The organism is Terriglobales bacterium, from assembly GCA_035624475.1.
GTDB lineage: Bacteria > Acidobacteriota > Terriglobia > Terriglobales > Acidobacteriaceae > DASPRL01.
This window is the reverse complement of record DASPRL010000368.1, coordinates 1-20,805: the sequence shown is the minus strand read 5'-3', so window position 1 is coordinate 20,805 and position 20,805 is coordinate 1. Positions and strand designations below refer to the sequence as shown.

Sequence of the window (20,805 nt, the reverse complement as noted above, 5' to 3'; positions counted from 1 at the left end):
CGGCCTTGCTCTCCAGAAACTAGAAACTAGAAACGAGAACCTGGAAACTCGCCCTCAGCCCTTTTTCAGTTCGACCAGCACCTGCCGCGCGATCTCTTTCAGAGTCTCGAAGACGCCGACCCCCTGGAAGGCCACCGCCTCGAAGACGGGCTCGCCCTTCCTGACCAGCTCCTTCCTGAGCTGCTCCACCGCCAGCACGTTGGGCAGGTCGCGCTTGTTGAGCTGCAGCACGTAAGGGATCTTGGCAAAGTCGTAGCCGTATTCCTTGAGGTTCTCGTGCAGGTTGTCCAGGGCCTCGATGTTGGCGTCCATGCGCTCTTCCTGGGAGTCGGCCACGAACACCACCCCGTCCACGCCCCGCAAGATGAGCTTGCGGCTGGCCTCGTAGAACACCTGTCCGGGCACGGTGTAGAGGTGGAAGCGGGTCTTGAAGCCGCGCACCGTCCCCAGGTCCAGGGGCAGGAAGTCGAAGAAGAGGGTGCGGTCGGTCTCCGTGGCCAGGGAGATCATCTTGCCCTTCTGCTTCTCGGCGGTCTTGTCGTAGACCACCTGCAGATTGGTCGTCTTGCCGCCGAGGCCGGCGCCATAGTAGACGATTTTGCAGTTGATCTCGCGTGCCGCGAAGTTGATGAAGCTCAAGCCTAGCCTCAATCGGGCGCGCAACGATCGCGGGGGCAGGCGTCACGCGCGGGGATTCCGACCAGTTCCTGGGGGTAGCCCTTGTTTATATCACACCGCTGAGGTCCCGAAAAGCGCGCGGAACCGGCCCTGCTACTGCTCCGCCGCGCCCCTCAGCGGGCGCGCGCGGGCAGGGGATAGTAGCCGCCCTTGGCGTAGACCAGCAGGTCGGGGCGGTGCACCCGCACCTCGATGGAGCGATAGGTGTTGGCCACGCTGGCCGAGGAGGTGTAGCCCAGGGTGTACTGGTTGCGGGCTACCTCGGTCACCCGGGCGTAGGCTGCCTCGATGGAGTCGCGGGTGAACTCCGCGAACACCTGCCCGCCGGTGGCCGAGGCGTAGCGGGGAAGGATGTTGCCGTAGCCCATGCGGGGCACGTGGATCTTGCCCAGGGTGTCGTAGGCGGGGATGGCGGCCGCGTCCACCCCGATGGCGTAGACCGAGACCTCGTCGGAGAGCAGCACCTTGAGGACCTCGCTGTAGCTGGCGTGGCTACCCTGTTCCGCTCCGTCGCTGATGACGAAGATGATCTTGCGCCGCCCCTTGTCGCGCCGAGCCAAGTCCTGCGCCGCCTCCAGGATGGCGTCGTTGAGCACGTAAGCCTCGCGCGAGTAGCTCTGCACCGGCGGCCGGCCCGGGTCCACCGGCATGCCGTTCACGGTGGGACCGGAGGCCATGGGGCCGCTGATCACCGGCACGCCCCCCGTCCTCCCCGAGCGCCGCGAGCGCTTCAAGCCGGCCTCGATCTGCTGGCTGGCGCTGGTGAAGTCCTGGGCCTGGGTCACCGAGCTGCCGTAGGTGTAGATGGAAACCTCGTCGTAGGGGCTGAAGGCGCCCACCAGCGCGGGCAGGGTCTCGTTCACCTTGCGCATCACCGTGTCGGAGAGGTTCAGGTCCAGCACGATCGCCACCGACAGCGGGAAGGGATCGCTGGTGAAGAACTTGATGGGCTGCTGGTTGCCATCCTCGAAGACCGCGAAATCTTCCTTGGTCAACCCTTCCACCAGCCGCCCGTCGGAATCCCGCACCGTCACCGGAACCACCACGTAGTTCACCGTCTTGATGAAGCTGTATAGCTGCTCCTGGCCGCTTCCGGGCAGGGGCGTGGCGCCCCCTGGGGGCACGGTGGTGACGGTGGCAGGCGGCGGGGCCTGGGTCGCGGCCGGCGGGGCGGTGGCGCCCGGGGGGAAGGGGGTAGGCGCCGGCTTGGTGGCCGAGGGCGCGTCGGGGATGGGCTGCTGCTGCGGTTGCTGCGATTGCGCCGAAGGGTTCTGGGGCTGGGGCTGGTCCTGGGCCAGGAGCGCTCCCCCGGCCAGCACGACCGCCGCCAGCACCCACCTCATCGCCGTTTGTCCGCCCATGCTCCCCGTCCTTGAACTGCCTCTTTTGTCCGGCCGCCGATCGCTGTTCTACACTAATCGTGGTTCGCCAAACCCGCATCTAACAACCTCTAGTCTAGCAATAAAGGCGGAAAAAGTGTTGATGCCCACCGGCCCCCGTTCCCGCGTTCTTGCACCCTGGCTGCTCGCCCTCCTTCTGGTCACCCCGGCCCTGACCCGGGCCCAACAGCCACCCCCGCCTCCGGACTCCTCGCAGCAAGGCGAAGAACAGAAGCCCGTCACCACCCTCAAGGTCGAGGTCAACGTCGTCAACCTCTTCTTCAACGTGAAGGACAAGCACGGGGCCCTGATCCCCGGCCTGGTCAAGGACGACTTCCAGGTCTTCGAGGACGGCAAGCCGCAGACCATCAAGTACTTTTCCGCCGAGAGCAACGAGCCCCTTACCCTGGGCATCCTCATCGACACCAGCTACAGCCAGAACCGCGTGCTGCCCATGGAACAGGAGGTCGGGGCCGACTTCCTGAGCCGCGTGCTCACCAAGAAGGACTTGGCCTTCGTCATCAACTTCGACGTCCAAGTCACCCTGGTGCAGGACTTCACCAACAACGTGCGCGAGTTGCGCGACGCCCTCAACAGCACCCGCATCAACGCCGGGGGCGTGGGAGGCGGCATCCCCGGCATGGGCCAGGGACCGTTTCCCACCCAGGGCACGCCCAAGGGCACGCTGCTCTACGACGCCGTCTATCTCGCCTCCCAGGAGAAGCTGGCCAACGAGGTGGGGCGCAAGGCCATGATCCTGCTCACCGACGGCCAGGACCAGGGCAGCCAGACCCGCATCAAGGAAGCCATCGAAGCGGCGCAGAAGGCCGACACCATCTGCTACGTCCTGCTCATCGCCGACCGCGGATTCTACTGGGGCTACGGCATGGGCTACACCGGCGAAGGCGACATGCGCCAGATGGCGGAGCAGACCGGCGGCCGCGTCATCAGCGTGGGCAACAAGTATGAGAAGCTGAAGCAGGCCTTCGACGAAATCTCCAACGAGCTGCGCAGCCAGTACAACATCGGCTACGTGCCCACCAACTCCCAGCGCGACGGCAGCTTCCGCAAGGTCGAGATCAAGACCAAGCAGGATTACAAGATCCAGTCGCGCCGCGGCTACTACGCCCCCCGGGCGCAGTAGAGCCGCCGGCCATCCGGTTTCGGCCCTCAGGAAGACGGGGAAGGGCACAGCCTGGCCGCCCTTTTTCCCGGCCTTGCTTTTCCGGATGGCGGAAGGATGGCGGCGGCCGACAGCTACGGCAGCGGCGCGTAGTATCCCTGGCGAGCGCGCACGTGCAGCTTCTTGTTGCGGGCCTCGATCTGGATGCTGCGGAAGCGCCCATTGGGCACGAAGTCGGCGGGCTTGTAGTCCACCATGTACTGACTGCGCAACTCCTCCTGCACCGCCTGGAAGTAGTCGGCCACCTCTTCCAGCCGCATGGGGAAGAAGACGCGGCCGCCGGTGGACTCCGCCAGCCGCTCCAGGTTCCTGTCCCCCGGCCCCTTCATGCCCATGATGTTGGTGCTGATGGCATAGATGATGACCTCGGCGCGCTGCGCCATCTCCACCGCTTCCTCGCGGGTGACGTGGCTGAAGTTGTCGTCGCCGTCGCTCACCAGCACGATGGCCTTGCGCACCGCGTAGGGTTCCCCCGTCTTGCCCAGCTTGTCGCGGCAGGCCCAGTAGACGGCGTCATAGAGCGCGGTGCCTCCGCCCGGGCGCAGCACCCGCACGCCGTGGCTCAAGGACTCGCTGCTGTCGGTGAAGTCGGCGGTCAGCGCGCGCTCGGTATCGAAGCCCAGCACGAAAGCCTTGTCGGTCTTGGGCCGCACCGTCTGGTTGAGGAACTCGATGGCCGATTCCTGCTCGAACTTGAAGCGCGAACGGATGGAGGTGGAGGTATCGATCAGCAGGCCCACCCGCAGCGGCAGGTCGGTCTCGGCCTTGAAGTACACCACCGCCTGCGGCGGCTTGTGATCGTCGAAGACCTCGATGTCGTCCTGCTTCAGGTCCTTCACGAAATGGCCGTGCTTGTCGGTCACGGTGAAGACGACGTTGACCTCGTCCACCCGCTTCTTGATCGTGGTCACGGTGTAGCCGGTGTCGTCCTGAGCGGCCGGCTTCTGGGTTGGCGTCGCGGGCGCCGGCTTGGGGTTGTCGGCGGGAGGCGAGGCCGGCGCGGCCCCGGCTCCGGTCTCGGTCTTGGGTGCCGGCGGGGCGGCGCTGGCCGCGGCGGGAGCCGCCGTGGGCGCCGGCGCTGCCGCCGGCTCCAGGCCGGCCGCGGGCGCGGCGGGCTGCTGCTTCACGCTCGAGGGGGCTTCCGGCAGTGGCGCCGGCTTGCTATCCTGCGCGGCTGCGCTTCCCGCCGCCAGTGCCCCCAGCAGGAAGAGGGTAGGGACATGGAACTTCATGGGAGGTCTCATTATAGCCGCATTTCACTGGCTGCGCCGCAGCCGCCGCAGCAGCGCCGCCAGCTCCGGCGGCAGTGGCTGCTCGAAGCGCAGCCTCTTCCCGCTGCGAGGATGGGCGAACTCCAGCGCCCACGCATGCAGGAAGTTCCGATCCAAAGACGCTGCCTCGCTCTTGGGATGCACGTTGCCGGCCATCGCCACGCCTGACGCCCTGCTCCTCCGCCCCGGCGCCGCCGCCAGCACCCGCGGCGCGCCGTAGAGCGCGTCCCCCACCACGGGATGGCCCAGCGAGGCCAGGTGCACGCGGATCTGGTGGGTCCGCCCTGTGTCGATCCTGACCTCGAGGAGGGAAAATCTTCCCAGCCGCGATTCCAGCCGCTCGCGCACCTGCCAGTGCGAGACTGCCTCGCGCCCGCCCGCCCCGCGCGTGGTCATGCGCGTGCGCCGCACCCGGTCGCGCTGGATGGGGCTGGCGATGGTCCCGCGCTCCGTCTTCATCCACCCGTGCACCAGGGCCAGGTAGGTCTTCTTCACCCGGTGCTCGGCGAACTGGCGCGCCAGGGCGTGGTGGGCGGCGTCGTCCTTGGCCACCAGCAGCAGCCCGCTGGTCTGCTTGTCCAGGCGGTGCACGAGGCCCGGGCGCAGCGGCCCGCCCACCTGCGACAGCTCGCGGAAGTGGTGGAGCAGGGCATTGACTAGGGTGCCGCGGTTGCGCGCGCTCTCGGTGGGACCCGCGCCGGCGTGCACCATCATGCCCGCGGGCTTGTTGACAACGATGACAGCGTCGTCCTCGTAGACGACCTCCAGCGGGATGTCCTCAGGGAGGGCGCGCAAAGGTGGCCGCTGTGCCTCGCCCAGCACCGCGACTTGCTCGCCGCCGCGCAGCCGCAGTGAGGCCCGGGCCTCGCCGCCGTTCACGCGCACCTGTCCCTGCGCGATGAGCTGCTGCACCCGGGCGCGGCTCACGCCCGCGCTCTGCAGCCGCGCCGCCAGGAACTGGTCCAGGCGCCGGCCCGCCTCCTCCGGCCCCGCCAGGAATGTCTTGGGAGTCCCCACCAGATGAATGTACCGCCGCGACCGGCCCGCCCGCAGCCAGTTTCGCTCCGCGGGCTAATGCGCGCTCTCAGGCCAGGGGCTGAAGCCATCCGGGCCAAGCACGGTCACCGTAAGTCCGTAGGAGGACTCGGAGGATTCGGAGCCCGGTGAGTAGCAGCTCTCCGGGACCACATTCAACACCGTCCCTCCGCTCTCCCAGTGCATGTTCCAGGTGCCGGAACTCCGGCCGCAGCCCTCATAGTCGGCATAAAAGGGATTCACATGATCGACCACGAAGCCCGGCTGCATGCCGGAAAAATCGAAAAGGTCCCCTGCGATCATCAGGGGCCCGCCGACCCGATCGGCCGTGCGCGTCACTGTGAAGCCGACGAAATCCTTCTGCAGGTTGTCCGCGCTGCGATAGCTGTACTGCTGGCTGCCGGTCGGGAGGAACCGGCTGCGATAGACCTGCCCCTCGTAGACCGCTGCCCCCATGATGACATGGCTCATCGGCATCCACGTCAGGACGCTGTATGCCCGCCGAGCATGAAACTTCAGGTGGGTCGCTTCGGCGACTTTGTTCTTGAGGGTCACCAGCCGCAACCGGATGTTGTCCTGGTCGAGATGGAGGAAGTACTCGGGAACCTGCACTTGTGCCTGGTTCCACGACCACGCTTCGCGTGTCAGCTCGACCGTGGTACCGGGCCCCGTCTGGCCCTGGGGTGGAGGAAAGTCGAGGTAGACCTCGCCTGAGACATCGAAGTTGCAGCCGCGCACAAGGAACATCTGGCTTGTGGTCAGGGTGTCGAGTGCCGTGTCGCTCTCGGCGTATGTGACACGGGTGATGGCCGGTTGCTGAGTCACCGTGCAGGGAGGCAGAGGGGCGGGAGCCTCGCTGTGGGCATCATCTCCCCCCGATCGCTGGCCGGAGGCTGGCGCCGCCATCCCTTCCGGCCCCTGGCCGGTTTCCTCCGCTGCCTCGACATGGCTCGGTCCAGCGGTTTTCGTCCCGTGAGGCCCCCAGGGATTGGCTAGTGTGGCGCCGGGCCGCAGGTTGGCGATGGAGGGCGGCTCGCTGCCCCCCGCCGCGGGCTGCGTTTCCGTCGCCTGAGGAGTGGGCGCGGCGGTGCCTCCACCCCCGCCGCCGCAGTTGGTGATGTCGGGCTTGATGTCGAAGGGGATGGCCGCGCCCGGCGCCACCTGGGTGGCGCGGATCTTCCCTCCGAAGTGCCCGACGCCGCTGGCGTCCAGCGGGATCTCCGGCGGCGGGGCCTGCACCAGCACCACCGGCCCGGTCACGCTCACACTCACGCAGGCGCGCACCGAGCCGTCGCCGAACTGCACCGTGTAGGAGAAGTCGGCGCCCTCCTGGCTGCGCAGCTTGCTGCGGTCCAGGGTGGCATTCAGGATCTTGAAGACGCCGCCGGTGAACGTCTGCTGCTGGCCGTTGCGGTCGAAGAAGCTGAATTTGACCGGGCCGGGCGCGAGGTCGCGCGGGGCCTGGAAGGCGGTGATGGCCTGCTCGCCGTTGGGGCTGATGGCCTGCACGAAAGGCAGGATCCAGGTCTGGCCTCCCTGCTCCAGGGTGGGCCGGCGCAGCAGCCCGATGAGGTTGACCTTGTCGCCGGGCTGGAAGAACTGCGGAGGCCGGGAAGGAATTCCAGCAGTTGGATTCTGGACTACGGGCACGTGGGCCACCAGGCCGCCTTGGATGACCACCCCGGTCGAGCCTGACGGCGGAGCCGGAGTGGCGCCGCCGGGGGCGTTGGGCAGACCCACGTCGACCTTGGGCGCGTCGATGGGCACGCACATGGCGAAGCGGCCGTTGGCGTCGGTCATCACCCCGCCGCCGTTCTTGCTGAGATAAGGAGCGCCGGCCCCCAGGTCGGTGGGGGCGATGATGCCCGCCTGCCCGGCGCGAGTGTCGGTCGGGGCGATGCCACCTTGGCCCGCGCTGGGCTGGGAGAGGCCGATGAGGATGTGATCGACGCCCTGGTTCCCCGGCTGCGCCAGGATGCTCTGGGCCTGCTTAAGCAGGCCGGCGCAGTCCTGAGGAGCGTTCACCGGCGGCAAAGTGGGCAGCGGGCAGTTGGGACCCGGGGCGCCGGTGGCGGTGGTGGGGCAGGGCTGCGGCTGCGGCGGCTTGGGCCGCGCCGGCGGGCAGCCGGGAGGCAGGTTGCCGGCGGCGTCGGGCACGCAGGGCTGGCGCTGCGGCGGCTGCGGTTTGGTGGGCTCTTCCTCGCCGATGACCACCCCCGTCAGGGTGATAGGAACGCCGCCAGCGATCTGCACCGGGGTGTTGGGCACGGGCTTGTCGTCCGGGCCCAGCACCACGCCCGTCAGCACGCCGCCGGGGAAGGCGCCGCTGGGCAGCAGGACGGTGGAGCCTGGAGGCGTCGGCTGGGGCTGCGTGGGCTTGTTCTCGCAGCGGCCGACCTCGACCTTCTGCTGGTCGCTGACCGCGCCGGCGTATTCCATGTTGCCCTGCCACAGGGCGCGGATCAGCCACACTCCGGGCGAGGGATTGTTGAGGGTGTCCTGGAACTGGCCGCCGGCGTCGGTGTGCACCAGGTGCGTGACGGTAGAGCCGCCGCCCGGCGGGGTGTAGTCGATGGCGATGATGACGTTGTTGAGGTGGGGATCGAGCTGGCCCTTCACCACCAGTTGCGACGGCGGCACCATGGTGGCGGGCCGGGTGTCGGGGCAGTGGAACTCGGCGGTGAGGGTGAGCTTGGAGGGATCGACGGTGTGCACGCCTTCCACCACGCCCGCGATCTGCATCCAGCCGAAGTGCCAGTAGTTGGCGCTGGTGGAGGGCACGGCGCGGTTGATCATGTGGTGCTGAGCAAAGGCGGTGACGCGCAGGTTGAAGGTGCGCGCCATGGGCGTGCCCGGCGGCACCTGGACCTTGACCGGGACCTGCTTGACCTCGTGCGGCGCGAGGGTGAAGTCGTAGACCCCGCCGTTGACCTCGTAGTGCCAGTCGGGCGGCAGTTCGCTGTGGATGCGCAGTTGGATGGGGCGGGAGAAATCGCTCTCGCTTCCGCCCGGTGCGGCGCCGGTGATGTTGCCGTGCGCCATCCCGTAGTTGTTGGCGACGAAGAAGTACCGGTCGTCGACGTGGAAGTCGTGGGTGACGGGATCGCGCACCGCCTCGAAGTGGTCGAAGTTCTCCTGCGCCTGGTTGTTGGAGGTGACGATCTCGCTGGGAATGGGGGTGAGGATGATCTGCACGCAACTGTGGAAATTGAAGTGGCCGGCCTCGATCTCCGGCTCGGTGAGGGTGACGTGCGGGGTCCAGTTCACGTAGACGTCGCGATAGCTGTCGGCCGGGATGGCGGGGATGGTGGTGCTCCCCACCTCGGTCCAGGAGCCGCTGACGCCGACCCCCAGCGGGTCGGTCACCTGGAAGTGCACGGTGACGTTGTTGGCGGGGACGCTGCCGCCGTTGTGGACGCGGGCGTAGATGCGGTTCTCGTGGTTGGCGCAGGGATCGTCGCCGTTGCCGATGACGGTGCCGTCGCCGCGGCGCCCGTAGCGCAGGCCGGCGGCGCCCACGGTGTCTTCATAGCCGTTGCAGGAGCTGTCTACCCAGATGTCCACCGTCTCGTAGGTGTTCATGGGGGCGGTGAGCCAGGGATAGAGAAAAGGATCGGGGTGGCCGGGAGGAACGCCGCGGGTGACGGTGACGCCGTAGCCGTCGCCCACCCTGCCGTTGACGTGCATCATGATGGCGTTGATGGGATCGTTGAAGGTGTCGCCGGGATGCCAGAGGACGAAGGGCCAGCAGTAGGGATGGGAGTCGGCGACGTGAGCGTGGGGAGTCAGGCAAGTGGAGTAGCGCGGGTCGGCGTCGCTGTTCACGCAGCCGCCGCTGACGGTGGTGTCGCAGGCGTTGAGCATGGTCAGGGGCGTGGCCCAGCCGTCGACCGAGCGGTTCTCTTCCGCGATGTACATGTGGACGCCTTCGTCGAACAGGCCGTAGGAGCGGTTGTCGGCGCCGGTGTCGGTGCGGGCCTCGACGAAGATGGAGCGGTCGCCCTCCAGCGGCAGCTTGATGCCGCGCGGAGCCACGGTGGCGCCGGGATCGGCCTTGTTGACCGGCTCCAGCACGTAGGTGCCGCCGGCGGTGCCGCTGCTGGGCTTGGGAATGGTCACCGTCTTGGAGGCGGGCAGCCAGCCGGGGAAGGAGGTCTTGCTTTCGTCGGAGACGACGGGGTTGCCGGAGAGCGAGTACACGGTCTCGCCGCAGGGATAGCAACTGTCCATCAGGTCGTAGCCGCTGGAGTAGCCGCCCGGGTGGGAGAACATGTCGTGCCCTTCGAGCTGGAGGCTGTGCCCGATCTCGTGGACCCAACCGTGCCAGTTCACCCCGGAGGGGCCCAGGTGGGGGAATTCGCTCAGCGGGTAGCTCGGGTTGTCGGGGCAGTCGGTGTCGAAGATGCGATGCACGTGGGCATGAGCGTGGGTGCTGCTGAGGTCCTGGTCGCCGCCCGCGGTGAAATTGTCGTAGGGGTCGTTGACGCCGCAGGGACTGAGCACGACCACCGCCTTCACGTTGGTGAAACTGGCGCCCCCGGCGCCGGCAGCTTCCGCCGCATCCCCCGTGAGGGCGCCCTCGTCCACGCACATCTTGCCCGCGTCGTCCGAGGCCGGGCACGACGACCAGTAGTGGCTCATGGGGTGGGTCAGGGCCGCGCGGCCGATGGTGACCTCCACATCCAGAGCGCCGAAGGAGAGCTTGGCGAAGTAGTCGTGGATCTCGCCGCCGGCCAGATTCAGATTCGCCTGCGTGCTGACCGTGCCGGGGCCGTCGCTGTAGGTGGTCTGGATGATCACGACCTTGTAGGTGCCGGTGACCGGCCCGGAGGCGCGCAGGGGCAGGGCCAGCAGCGGCGCAAGCACGGCCAGGACGAGCGGGAGAGGGGTGGGGCGCGGGAAAGCTCGGGTCATCGGGCACCTCGCAGGGGAGTGCAGGGCCGCCATCCTGCCTCCGCCCGTCCGGGTGGTCAAGTAGCCCCCAGGACATTAACTCTATCGATATCATTATGGAGCCATGATGTTTACTTATCATGTATGATGAGTAACTCCTTCGGCGCCCGCAGAGCCTCGGTTGTCGCTGAGAATGCCTTTGTCCGCAAGCCAGAGATGTGGCAGGATTAGGCATTCATTACACAGTAATGCCTGCCGGTTACTTTAGTGTGTTGACCCAAGGTCAATGCAGGGAATACGGTAAGGCAATTTTTGCAGAAAAGCGCCCCTCAGCATGGGGGAATATGCGGGTGCTACACCGTCACGGCCGCGCCAGCCGAGCTTCGGGCTTCACCATCGTGGAGCTGCTGATCACCATTGCCATCATCCTCACGATCTCGGCCATCGCCATCCCCAATCTGCTCAGTGCGGTCAACGACGCCAGGATCGCGCGCGCCGTGGGGGACGTGCGCACCATCGGCGATCAGGCCATGGGATATGAGGTCATTAACTACCAGCCGCCTCCCGACCTGACGACCCTGGGGTACGGGGGCAACCTGGATCCTTGGGGACATCCCTACCAATACCTGAGTTTCACGGGCCTGAAGGGCAAGGGGGCGATGCGCAAGGACCGGTTCCTGGTCCCCATCAACACCTACTTCGACCTGTACAGCATGGGAGCGGACGGCAAGAGTTCATCGCCCCTCACTGCCAAGGCCAGCCAGGACGACATCATCTGGGCGAACGACGGGGCCTTCGTGGGCCTGGCCTCCCAGTTCTGAGAAGCGAGCATGGCGTGGAAGGTGGACATCGCGTTTCTTCGCAGCAAGGTGGCGCGGCGGGTGTTCCTGCTGTTCGTGGTGTGCGCCATGCTGCCCATCCTGGCGCTGGCCCTGATCTCCTTCCGACAGGTCACCGAGCAACTGCGGGAGCAAAGCCGCAAGCAGCTCCAGCAGGAGAGCAAGACGCAGGGCATGAATCTGTTCGAGCGGCTGCGCAACGCAGACGCGGAGATGCGGCTGCTGGCAGCCAATCCCGACTCGCCCCGGGGAGAAACCGTGGGCATCCCCACGGAGCAACTGCAGGAGCACTTCCTGAGCCTGGCCCGCGTGGATCCCAAGGGCGCCGTGGAAGCCGTGCTGGGGAAACCCCGGATGCCGGAGATCCCGGCGGGGGAGCGGGAGCGAGCGGCGGGCCGACCGCTGATCCTGACGCAGCCGGCAGCGACGCCGGGTACCTCGCGCGTCTGGATCGTGCGCGAGCTGGCTCCTGGTGGTTCCACCGCCCCGGTGCTGGTGGGCGAAGTCAACCCCGACTACCTGTGGGGAGCGGAGAATCTGGGAAGCAACCTGCAACTGTGCGTGCTGGACCAGACCGGCAGCGTGCTCTACTGCCCGAGCGGCAATCCCCAGACTCTGCGGGAAGGAGTGCTGCGGACCCCCGGCTCCTCGATCTCGGGGGCGTTCGGGTTCGAGGACGACCGCCAGGGCTACCAGGCGGGGTACTGGACCGCCTTTTTGCGCTCCGGCTTCGCCAGTCCTTCTTGGGTGGTGGTGGTGTTCGAGTCGGAGGACGCCTTCCTGATCCCGCTGCAGCACTTCCAGAGCGTCTTCCCGCTGGTAATGCTGCTGGCACTGTGGGTGGTGTTGCTACTCAGCCTGATCCAGATCCGGCGCACGCTAGTGCCGCTGGAGCGACTGCAGCAGGGGACGCAACGCATCGCCAACCAGGAGTTCGACGCTCGCGTGAGCGTCACCAGCGGCGACGAGTTCCAGGAGCTGGCGGGGTCATTCAACGCCATGGCGGGGCGGCTGGGCCAGCAGTTCCAGGCCCTGAAGACCATCGACGAGATCGACCGCGCCATCCTGTCGTCGCTCAACCAGGAAGAGATCCTGGACACGGCCCTGTTCGGCATGGAGGGTCTGCTGCCTTACGACGGGATCTGCCTCTGCCTGTTGGATAGCGAGGCGGCGCTCAAGGGGAAGATCTACCTGCCCCGCAAGCAGAACAGCGAGGCCGGCGCTCGCCACGAAGTGCGGGACGTGCGGCTGCGGTCCAGCGACGTGCAGCAGCTCTGCGCCAGCCCGCAGCACCTGGCCGGAGCGATCGAGCAGAGTCCCCCGCCTCATCTGCGTCCGCTGGCGGAGCGGGGCATGCGCGCCTTCCTGGCGCTGCCCATCCTGCAGGACGACCGGTTGTTCGCCATTCTGGTGCTGGGCTACCTGGGGCCGCCCGCACTGAGCGCCGCGGACCTGCATCAGGCGCGGCAGATCGCGGACCAGTTGGGGGTAGCCTTCTCCAATGCCCGGCTGGTGGCGGCGCTGGACCAGCTGCACTGGGGCACGCTCACCGCCCTGGCGCGGGCCATCGACGCCAAGTCTCCCTGGACCAGCGGGCACTCGGAGCGGGTGACGCACCTGGCGGTGGACATCGGCAAGTTCATGGGGCTGCCGCCCAAGGAGCTGGCCATCATGCACCGCGGCGGCCTGCTGCACGATATCGGCAAGATCGGAACCCCGCCCAGCATCCTGGACAAGGCCGGCAAGCTGGAGGGGGAGGAGTTGCAGGTCATGCGCGACCACGTGCGCGTGGGCACGCGCATCCTGGAGCCGATTCCGGGCTTTGCGGAGATCCTGCCCATCGTCCAGCAGCACCACGAATGGTGGAACGGGAAGGGCTATCCCGCGGGCCTGGCGGGGGAGGCCATCAGCCTGCACGCCCGCATCTTCGCGGTGGCCGACTGCTACGACGCCCTGATCTCCGACCGGCCCTATCGCGCGGGGATGCCGCAGGAGCGGGTGCTGGCGATCCTGGAGGAGGGGTCGGGGACACAGTTCGACCCGCAGGTGGTCGAGGCCTTCCTGCAGTTCGTCGCGGAGCGCCAGCGCGAGAGCGCGGCGCCGGCCGCGAGCCTGGCCACCGCCCCGCTGGCCGGCTGGGAAGACGATCGAGGAGGCTGAACCCATGCGGCTGAAATCGGCGCTTGCGCTCGCGAGCCTGGGCCTGTTGCTGGCGCTGGGAGGCTGCCGCTTTTTCCAGTCCCAGCAGGAACTCCCCAGCGAACTCTATGGGGTATGGCGGACCTCGGCGCCCGGCTACGAAGGCCGTTTCCTACAACTGCAAAAAGGCTTCGTGATCTTCGGGGTGGACGAGAATACGGCCATGGCCCAGCACATCCGCAAGGTCAAGGCGGTGAAGGAGGGCGAGGAGACCCTGTATACCGTTTCCTCGGAAGAGGTTGGCGGCGAGGCCTCAGAGCTGAAGTTCTATTACAGCCCCGCCAACCGCACGATCCGCTTCGCCAACCAGGACCTGGTGTGGACCAAAGAGGAGCCGCCCCGGGATTAGGCGAAGAAGGTGGAGCGGCGGCCCACCACGTCCCCGGCCGCTTCCAGCAGTTGCAATTCGTCGGGCGAGAAGTCGGGCCCGGCGGCGGCCAGGGTGGCGCCCTTGCGCGAGATCTGCAGGACACCCACCACCTCGCCGCTCTTGCCCAGCACGGGCGCGCTCATCAGCTTCTGGATGACCCGCACCTCGGGATCGGGAGTGGTGTCCTGGCTGCCCAGCTTCACCATCTCGAAGATGCTGCTGTGCTTGACCCGGACGAAGCTGTTGAAGACCTCGGCCTTGCGGGCGGCGGCGGTGCGGGCCGCCACCGCCGAGCTGGAGAGCGGAATGGCGCCCGCCGCCCGCAGCTCGGCCGGATAGACAAAGTGCAGCATCCTGCCCTGGAGACGGAGGAGCGCCACCTCGTCGCGGCGCACACAGAAGAGCTTGGCCAACTCCGCGCACAACTGCTCGGGCGTGTCGAAGCGCTGCTGGGAGAGTCCCTGCAGACGCTGGTTGAAAGTGTTCCCCACCGCGATCGCCGCCATGACCGGGATTGTGGCGCGCACCGCGCCCAGCGTCAATTTACCTTCGTAACCACCGGGCTTCACCAAGGTAACGTGAGCAGGGCGCCCGGCCGGGCGCTCGAACCCAGACTCGCCGCCGCACATTTCGCTTGAGCCGCCGCAGCGGCAGAGCTTACCCTCTTACCCGACCAGCGCCAGGGCCCAACGTACCTGCCCGGAGAATCCCAGCGCACATCCGCGACGCGAGGTGAGAGGACGGTGGAGAAGACCCTGTCGAAGCCGGAAGCGGGCGAGCACACCGGCGTGCTGCTGTTTCTGGCCAGCTTCCTGGCGCTCTACTTCGAATTGGTGATCATCCGCTATCTCTCCACCGAGATCCGGGTCTTCGCCTACGTGAAGAACCTGCCGTTGATCGCCAGCTTCCTGGGGATCGGCCTGGGCATGAGCCTGGTGAAGCTGCCGCGGTGGGTGCGGGTGGCCTTCCCCCTGGTCACCGCGGCGCTGTTCCTTTCCATCACCTTCGCGGGCAGGCTGAACATCACCCATGTTCCCTTCCCCTCCAACGCCTACCTCTTCATGGGACTGGAGAACCAGACCAGCTTCCGCGCCGCGCTCTTCTTCTACGGGGTGATCTTCGCGGTGCTGGCGCTGGTGGTGCTGTTCTTCCTGGTGCTGGGCGGGCTGGTGGGCGAGTACCTGGGGCGGATGGCGCCGCTGGCCGGCTACGGCATCAACCTGCTGGGCAGCCTGGCGGGCATCGGGCTCTACACCCTGCTCTCGTTCTGGGCGACGCCGCCGTCGTTCTGGCTGACTATCGGGCTGCTGGCGGCCATGCCCTTCCTCTTCCGGCGCTGGACGGCGCTGCTGGTCCTGGTGGGAGTGCTGCTGGCGGTCTCGCTCTCGGGAGCGGAGCGCAGCATCTGGTCACCCTACTACCGCATCACCCTGCTGGAGGTGCAGAAGCCGCCGGGCTGGCCCACGGTACCGGCCTACTTCCTCACCGTCAACCACGACTATCACCAGAAGATGGTGGACCTGTCGCCCGAGTTCCTGAGCCGCTATCCGCGCTTCCAGCCCAACGCCTCGGCTTACGCCACCTACGAGTTGCCCTACTGGCTGGTGGACCAGCCCCAGGACGTGCTGGTGATCGGGGCAGGCACCGGCAACGACGTGGCCGCGGCCCTGCGCCACGGCGCCCAGCACGTGGACGCGGTCGAGATCGATCCCATGATCTACAACATCGGGAAGAAGGACCACCCCGAGCATCCCTACTCGTCGGATCGGGTCACGGTCCACATCAACGACGCGCGCGCCTACCTGAAGCAGGCGCGCGGCAAGTACGACCTGATCATTTACGCCTACCTGGACTCGCATACGCTGCTGACCAGCTACTCCTCGCTGCGGCTGGAGAACTACGTCTACACCCAGGAGAGCCTGGAAGAGGCGCGGCGGCTGCTGAAACCGGGAGGCACGCTGATCCTGGCCTTCGCCAGCGGCAACAGCTTCGTCACCAACCGGCTGTTCACGGTGATGGGGCGGGTGTTCGGGGCGCCGCCGCTGGCCTACTTCACCGCCTACGACACCGCGGGCGTGGTCTTCGTGGAAGGCGCCGCGCGCACCGCCGGCCGCAACATTCCCTTCCCCGAGATCAGCCACGACCTGCCCCCGCCTCCGCCGGCCTCGCTGCTGCCCACCGACAAGTGGCCCTTCCTCTTCCTGGCCAAGCGCGAGATCCCCGGGCCCATCCTGGCGGTGCTGCTGATCTTCATCGCGGCCTCGGCGCTGCTGGTGCGCTTCACGGTGGGGTTAGGCCGCATCGCCGAGCGCGAGAACCTGCACTTCTTCACCCTGGGCGCGGGCTTCCTGCTGCTCGAGACCAAGGGCATCACCGAACTCTCGCTGCTCTTCGGTTCCACCTGGGTGGTGAACGCGGTGGTGATCGGAGCATTCCTGGGGATGGCGCTGCTGGCCAACCTGGTGGTGCTGCGGCGGCCCATCTCGCGCGCGCCCGCGTACGTGGGGCTGTTCCTGTTCACTGCGGTGAGCGCCGTCTTTCCTTACTCCATCCTCAACGTGCTCTCATCGGGGCAGAAGGTGGGAGTAGCGGCGGTGCTGGTGGGCCTGCCGGTGTTCTTTTCGGGGCTGATCTTCTCGCGGTCGTTCCGCGATACGGCGCAGCCGGCGCAGGCGCTGGGGGTGAATCTGCTGGGCGCGGTGATCGGGGGCGCGGCCGAGAACCTGGTGATGATCGGGGGCACGCCCATCCTGGGATATCTGGCGCTGGCGCTGTACGTGGCCTCGGCGATCGCGATGCCCGCTCATCGGGTGATCGGGCGATCGGTGGATCGGGTGGCGGAGTCCTAAGGCGTCACGGATTTCGTATTGACTCGCGCGCGGCTTGATGGTTTGATGGCGAACAAGCTCAGTGAATTTTCGGGGAATAGACCATGTCGTTCGAAGAAGCCCTGCAACTTGCCTCGCGCGATGAGAGCTTCCAGGCTACCGTCTACGCCATGAACACCCTGCTCATCCATAAAGGCGTTTACACGCGGGAGGAGTTCGAGGCGCTGTTCGTGGAGTGGATGTCGAAGGCGGCAACGCGCGCGGAGCAGGCCCGCGCCGACGCCAAACTCTGCCGGGCTTAGCGTCGCGGAGCCGGGTGGCCGCACTCCGGCTTCTTGCCGCAGTGGTAGCCAATCAGACACATCTTGCAGGTGCAGCGGCAAGGGGGCGCGGGTTTGACCTCTCTTGGCTTTCTCTTCGATCGCCACATGAGCTGACGGGGCCCTCCCTCATGCCGCCGCAGCTGTCAGGATAATAGGTTCGCTTGAAGTGACCACGATGGTGTGCTCGAAGTGGGCGGCGAGCTTGTGGTCGGCGGTCTTGTAGGTCCAGCCGTCGCGGGCCAGCAAGGAGCGGCCGCTGCCGGCGGCGATGATGGGCTCGACGGCGATGACCAAGCCCTCGGTCAGGCGCTCGTGGGCGTTGGGATCGAAGAAGTTGGGAACGCTGGGCTTCTCGTGGATGCTGCGGCCAATGCCGTGGCCGCAGAGGTCGCGCACCACGGAAAAGCCCTGGCGGCGCACCTCGCGCTCCACCACCACCCCGATCTCGAAGACGCGCTGGCCGGCGCGGGCCACCTGCATGGCTTCGCGGAAGGCGTGCTCGGCGCAGGCCGCCAGGCGGCGGGCGGTGGCCGAGACCTCGCCCACGGGCACGGTGACCGCAGCGTCGGCCATGAAGCCGTCCTTTTCGAGAGTCACGTCGAGCTTGACCAGGTCGCCCTCTTCCAGCGCGCGCTGCCCGGGGATGCCGTGCACGATCTCGTCGTTCACGCTGATGCAGACGGCGCCGGGGAAGTTATAGACCAGCACGGGAGCGGACTGGGCGCCATGCTCGCGGATGAGGCGGGCGGCGGCGGCGTCCAGCTCGCCCGTGGTCACGCCCGGGCGCACCAGCGCCTTGAGCGCGGCCAGCACCAGCGCCACCACCGCGCCCGCGGCCCGCATGCCTTCCATCTCTTCTTCCGTGGTGATACACACGGCCGGCCTCCGCGAACGATTCAGTATAGATGATGCGCCCTACGAGGGGCGGCGGACGATGACCGGGCCGGGCTGCTGGGCGCGGCCGTTGCGGGGCGCGGGTCCGGCCTCGATGCGGTTGCGGCCGTTGGCTTTGGCGCGGTAGAGGGCCTGGTCGGCGGTGCGGATGACGGCGTCGAGCGAGGTGTCGTTTGGCCCGGGCTCGGCAGCGCCGATGCTGACGGTGACGAAGACTCCACTCTTGGACTGCGGGCGAGTGCGCGGACGGGCGCGGCCGCGGCCGGGGGCGCGCCGGTCGTTGCCGTGGCGCGGGGCGCGCCGCCGCTCCAGGGTACGTACGGTGAAGGTGGAGTGCTCGATGGCGCGGCGCAGCTCCTCCAGGTGAGCCAGGGCCTTGTCGAGCGGGGTCTCGGGAAAGAGCACGGCGAACTCTTCCCCGCCCCAGCGGAAGGCCTTGCCGCCGCCGGAGACGCGGGCCAGGCGCGAGGCCACCAGACGCAGCACCTGGTCGCCGGTCTCGTGCCCGTAGGTGTCGTTGAACTGCTTGAAGTGGTCGATGTCGACGATGGCCAGGGTGTAGCGCTCGCCCAGGCTGAGGGTGGCGTCGTGGAAGGCGCGGCGCGCGGGCAGGGCGGTGAGCTGGTCGTGGTAGGCCATGCGGTAGAAGTTCTCGATGACCGCGACCACCAGGATGAGTCCGGCGGTGGCGATCCAGGCGCGGCGGAAGTCGCCGCCGCTGCGCAGGGCGAGCAGGATGGCGGCCAGCGCCCACAGGAAGCCGCTGTCCACGGGCTCGCCGCGCAGGGAGAAGCGCAGCAGCAGCGCGGCGCCCGCCAGCAGGAAGACCAGCAGCGCGATCTGGGGGACGCCCGCCAGGCCCAAGCCGGGGAGAGGCGCGGCGGTGAGCAGCGCGGCCGCGCCCGCCAGTTCGGGCTGGCAGAGCGTGGCCACCACCAGGAGCTGGGCGGCCAGCAGTCCCAGCCGCCATCCCGATTCCGCGCTGAACAGGGCGTGCTCGCGCGACATGGCCAGCACCGCCAGATTCAGCGGCAGCAGAAAAGCCAGCGCGTGGAGGATCACCGCGCCGGTGGCGGAGGAAGGGGGAAAGGCCAGCAGCCCCCAGTCGGCCAGGGCCAGGACCAGGAGCGCGAACAGGACGCGGGTGGAGCGCAGACGCGCTGCCAGCAGCAGGCCGGCGACAAACACGGCGTAGGGATAGAAGCGCAGCACCGGGGCCAGCGAGGCCGGCACCAGGGCGGGGCGCAGCAGCAGCAGGGCGGCCAGCAGCAGCAGTCCGCCGGGGACGAGGAAGATGTAAAGCAGCCTTCCCCCGCTCAGGTTCACGCGCCCGCCCTCCTAGGATCCGCGGGCCGCTGCCGCAGCGCCCGCCCGATCATTATGCCGGGGCCAGAGGCGCGGAGAAATGGCTTTCCAGGTTCAATGAGGTGACGGAAGGACGAGGCGGCGTGCGCCGGCGGCCGTCGGCTACTGGGGCACGGAGGTCATGATGGTGGCGCCGGCGGCGGCACCGCCGAAGCGCCACTCACACGGAGTACGGCCGTCCACCTGGCGGTCGGCGACCGGGCGGAAGCCCGCCGGGTCGTCGAGCTGGCTGAGCACGTCGCGGGCGAGCCAGAGGCTGTTGGGCGCGGCGTACTTCTGCATGTGGCCGGCGATGTCGACGACCTCGTCGCTGATCTCCTCCATGCGCTTGGACTCGGGGAAGACCACTTCGCCGGCGTTCACGCCGCAGCGCACCCGGAAAGGAGAGCGCAGATGGTGGATACCGTCGTTGAACCAGCTCAGACCGGCCAGCACGTCCTGGCCCGACTTCACCGCCTCGTTGGGGGTGGCGAAGGCGACCATGACGCCGTCCGGGGTCCAAGCCGACTTCCACGCCTGGTTGACCTTCAGGAAGTGCTCGACGAACTTCTTGTACTCGGTGAAGGCGTGCTCGACAGCCAGCTTCTCCTCGCCCGCCTTCATCTTGGTGGAGTCCACGACATCGATGGCCAGGAAGGCCAGATTGCGTTTCTCCTGGGAGAGGATCTTCTTGGCCTCGGCGTACTCGCGCAGCAGGGCCAGGCGCTGTCCGGAGACGCGCTCCGCGGAGGAGGTTTCCTTGGCTTTGGTGCCGGTGGAGCGGGCGCGCACCACGCGCGTCTTGGCCCAGGCGCTGAGCCGGTCGAAGGGGACCAGGAGCAGGTGGCGCGCCACGAAGGCGGCTGCCCCCAGCAGCGCCAGCATGAGGTTCCAGCCCCCCACCACCAGGCGGAAGGTGAAGATCTTCTCCGCCAGGGAGAGCACCGGGGTCACGATGGCGGACAAGACGGCCATGAGGCGGGTGCCTTCCACCATCTGCGAGCGGATCACTCCCGCCCCGACGATCATGTAAGCGAAGAAGGCCAGGGGCACGGCCAGGGAAGCGATGGCAACGATGCGCCGCGCCGTCTCGCAGAGCAGAAACAGGCGCTGGGCCTGGGCCAGGGAGGGTCCCACCGCGGGCTGCATGCCGCTGCCGGGCAGCACGGCGGCCGCGCCCGATCCCGGCGCCGCCAAGGCGGGAGTCTGCCCGCTGCCGGGGCGGGGGGCCGCCGCCGCACCCGAGCCCAAGCTCACGGGAAGCGGAGCCGAGCGGATCTGCGCCGCGCTGATCTGGCTGGCGCTGAGCGAGGCCTGGATATTCTTCAGCCGGGCCACGACTTCCTGGCCGCTGGGGCGCAACTGCCGGTTCTTGGAGAGGCACTGCTGCGCCAGGCGCTCCAGCTCGGGCGGGCACTCGGGATTGATCTCGGTGGGCGGCGTGGGCTCAGCGTTGAGGATGCGCGCCAGGGTGGCCTGCGGCGAAGGCGCCTCGAAGGGCATCTTGCCGGTCAGCATCTCGTACAGCACCACGCCCAGCGAGAAGATGTCGGAGCGGGTGTCGATGTC

Annotated in this window: 15 protein-coding genes; 6 read left to right on the top strand and 9 right to left on the bottom strand. The window is 67.8% G+C overall.

Annotation, left to right across the window (positions count from 1 at the left end; translation table 11 throughout):
* Window positions 1–54: 54 nt before the first annotated feature.
* Together VEG08_14405 and VEG08_14400 are read right to left on the bottom strand one after the other, a co-directional pair.
* Window positions 55–639, bottom strand: a complete 585-nt coding sequence (locus VEG08_14405; GenBank protein ID HXZ29182.1) for a GTPase domain-containing protein — start codon at window positions 637–639, stop codon at window positions 55–57.
* 152 nt (window positions 640–791) lie between these two features.
* Window positions 792–2,039, bottom strand: coding sequence for a VWA domain-containing protein (locus tag VEG08_14400; GenBank protein HXZ29181.1), 1,248 nt, complete (start codon window positions 2,037–2,039; stop codon window positions 792–794).
* Between the two features lie 121 nt (window positions 2,040–2,160).
* On the opposite strand from VEG08_14400, the gene VEG08_14395 reads away from it, so the two are divergent.
* Window positions 2,161–3,201: a VWA domain-containing protein gene (locus VEG08_14395; protein HXZ29180.1), complete on the top strand. Its 1,041-nt coding sequence runs from the start codon at window positions 2,161–2,163 to the stop codon at window positions 3,199–3,201.
* A gap of 113 nt (window positions 3,202–3,314) precedes the next feature.
* Here the strand turns inward: VEG08_14395 and VEG08_14390 are convergent, their stop codons facing one another.
* The 3 genes from VEG08_14390 to VEG08_14380 are packed head-to-tail and all read right to left on the bottom strand — an operon-like array spanning window position 3,315 to window position 10,460.
* Entirely contained in the window at window positions 3,315–4,472 is a 1,158-nt protein-coding gene (locus VEG08_14390; protein HXZ29179.1) for a VWA domain-containing protein, read from the bottom strand.
* Between the two features lie 24 nt (window positions 4,473–4,496).
* Window positions 4,497–5,528 carry an RluA family pseudouridine synthase gene (locus VEG08_14385; protein ID HXZ29178.1) on the bottom strand — a complete coding sequence of 344 codons (1,032 nt, stop codon included), beginning with the start codon at window positions 5,526–5,528 and terminating at the stop codon, window positions 4,497–4,499.
* Between the two features lie 54 nt (window positions 5,529–5,582).
* Window positions 5,583–10,460, bottom strand: a complete 4,878-nt coding sequence (locus tag VEG08_14380) for a hypothetical protein (protein ID HXZ29177.1) — start codon at window positions 10,458–10,460, stop codon at window positions 5,583–5,585.
* A gap of 323 nt (window positions 10,461–10,783) precedes the next feature.
* On the opposite strand from VEG08_14380, the gene VEG08_14375 reads away from it, so the two are divergent.
* The 3 genes from VEG08_14375 to VEG08_14365 are packed head-to-tail and all read left to right on the top strand — an operon-like array spanning window position 10,784 to window position 13,826.
* Window positions 10,784–11,260, top strand: coding sequence for a prepilin-type N-terminal cleavage/methylation domain-containing protein (locus VEG08_14375; GenBank protein HXZ29176.1), 477 nt, complete (start codon window positions 10,784–10,786; stop codon window positions 11,258–11,260).
* A 9-nt stretch (window positions 11,261–11,269) separates the two neighbouring features.
* Window positions 11,270–13,438, top strand: coding sequence for an HD domain-containing phosphohydrolase (locus VEG08_14370; protein HXZ29175.1), 2,169 nt, complete (start codon window positions 11,270–11,272; stop codon window positions 13,436–13,438).
* 4 nt (window positions 13,439–13,442) lie between these two features.
* Window positions 13,443–13,826, top strand: a complete 384-nt coding sequence (locus VEG08_14365; protein ID HXZ29174.1) for a hypothetical protein — start codon at window positions 13,443–13,445, stop codon at window positions 13,824–13,826.
* Here VEG08_14365 and VEG08_14360 read toward each other — a convergent pair.
* Window positions 13,823–14,353, bottom strand: a complete 531-nt coding sequence (locus VEG08_14360; GenBank protein HXZ29173.1) for a GAF domain-containing protein — start codon at window positions 14,351–14,353, stop codon at window positions 13,823–13,825. The two genes, VEG08_14365 and VEG08_14360, sit on opposite strands and share 4 nt — an antisense overlap.
* Window positions 14,354–14,590: 237 nt before the next feature.
* Here VEG08_14360 and VEG08_14355 point away from each other — a divergent pair, with 237 nt between their 5' ends.
* Together VEG08_14355 and VEG08_14350 are read left to right on the top strand one after the other, a co-directional pair.
* Window positions 14,591–16,696 (top strand): methyltransferase domain-containing protein, encoded by a 2,106-nt coding sequence (locus VEG08_14355; protein ID HXZ29172.1) that lies wholly within the window; start codon window positions 14,591–14,593, stop codon window positions 16,694–16,696.
* Window positions 16,697–16,779: 83 nt separating this feature from the next.
* Window positions 16,780–16,977, top strand: a complete 198-nt coding sequence (locus VEG08_14350) for a hypothetical protein (GenBank protein HXZ29171.1) — start codon at window positions 16,780–16,782, stop codon at window positions 16,975–16,977.
* Window positions 16,978–17,124: 147 nt separating this feature from the next.
* On the opposite strand, the gene map is transcribed toward VEG08_14350, so the two are convergent.
* The 3 genes from map to VEG08_14335 form a co-directional block, all read right to left on the bottom strand.
* Complete coding sequence (gene map, locus VEG08_14345; GenBank protein ID HXZ29170.1) at window positions 17,125–17,874, bottom strand: type I methionyl aminopeptidase; 750 nt, start codon at window positions 17,872–17,874, stop codon at window positions 17,125–17,127.
* A gap of 39 nt (window positions 17,875–17,913) precedes the next feature.
* The gene (locus VEG08_14340) at window positions 17,914–19,218 is read right to left on the bottom strand and encodes a GGDEF domain-containing protein (protein HXZ29169.1); all 1,305 of its coding nucleotides are present in this window, start codon (window positions 19,216–19,218) and stop codon (window positions 17,914–17,916) included.
* A gap of 141 nt (window positions 19,219–19,359) precedes the next feature.
* Window positions 19,360–20,805, bottom strand: a 1,446-nt coding sequence (locus VEG08_14335) for a protein kinase (protein ID HXZ29168.1), incomplete at its 5' end; no start/stop codon positions are given.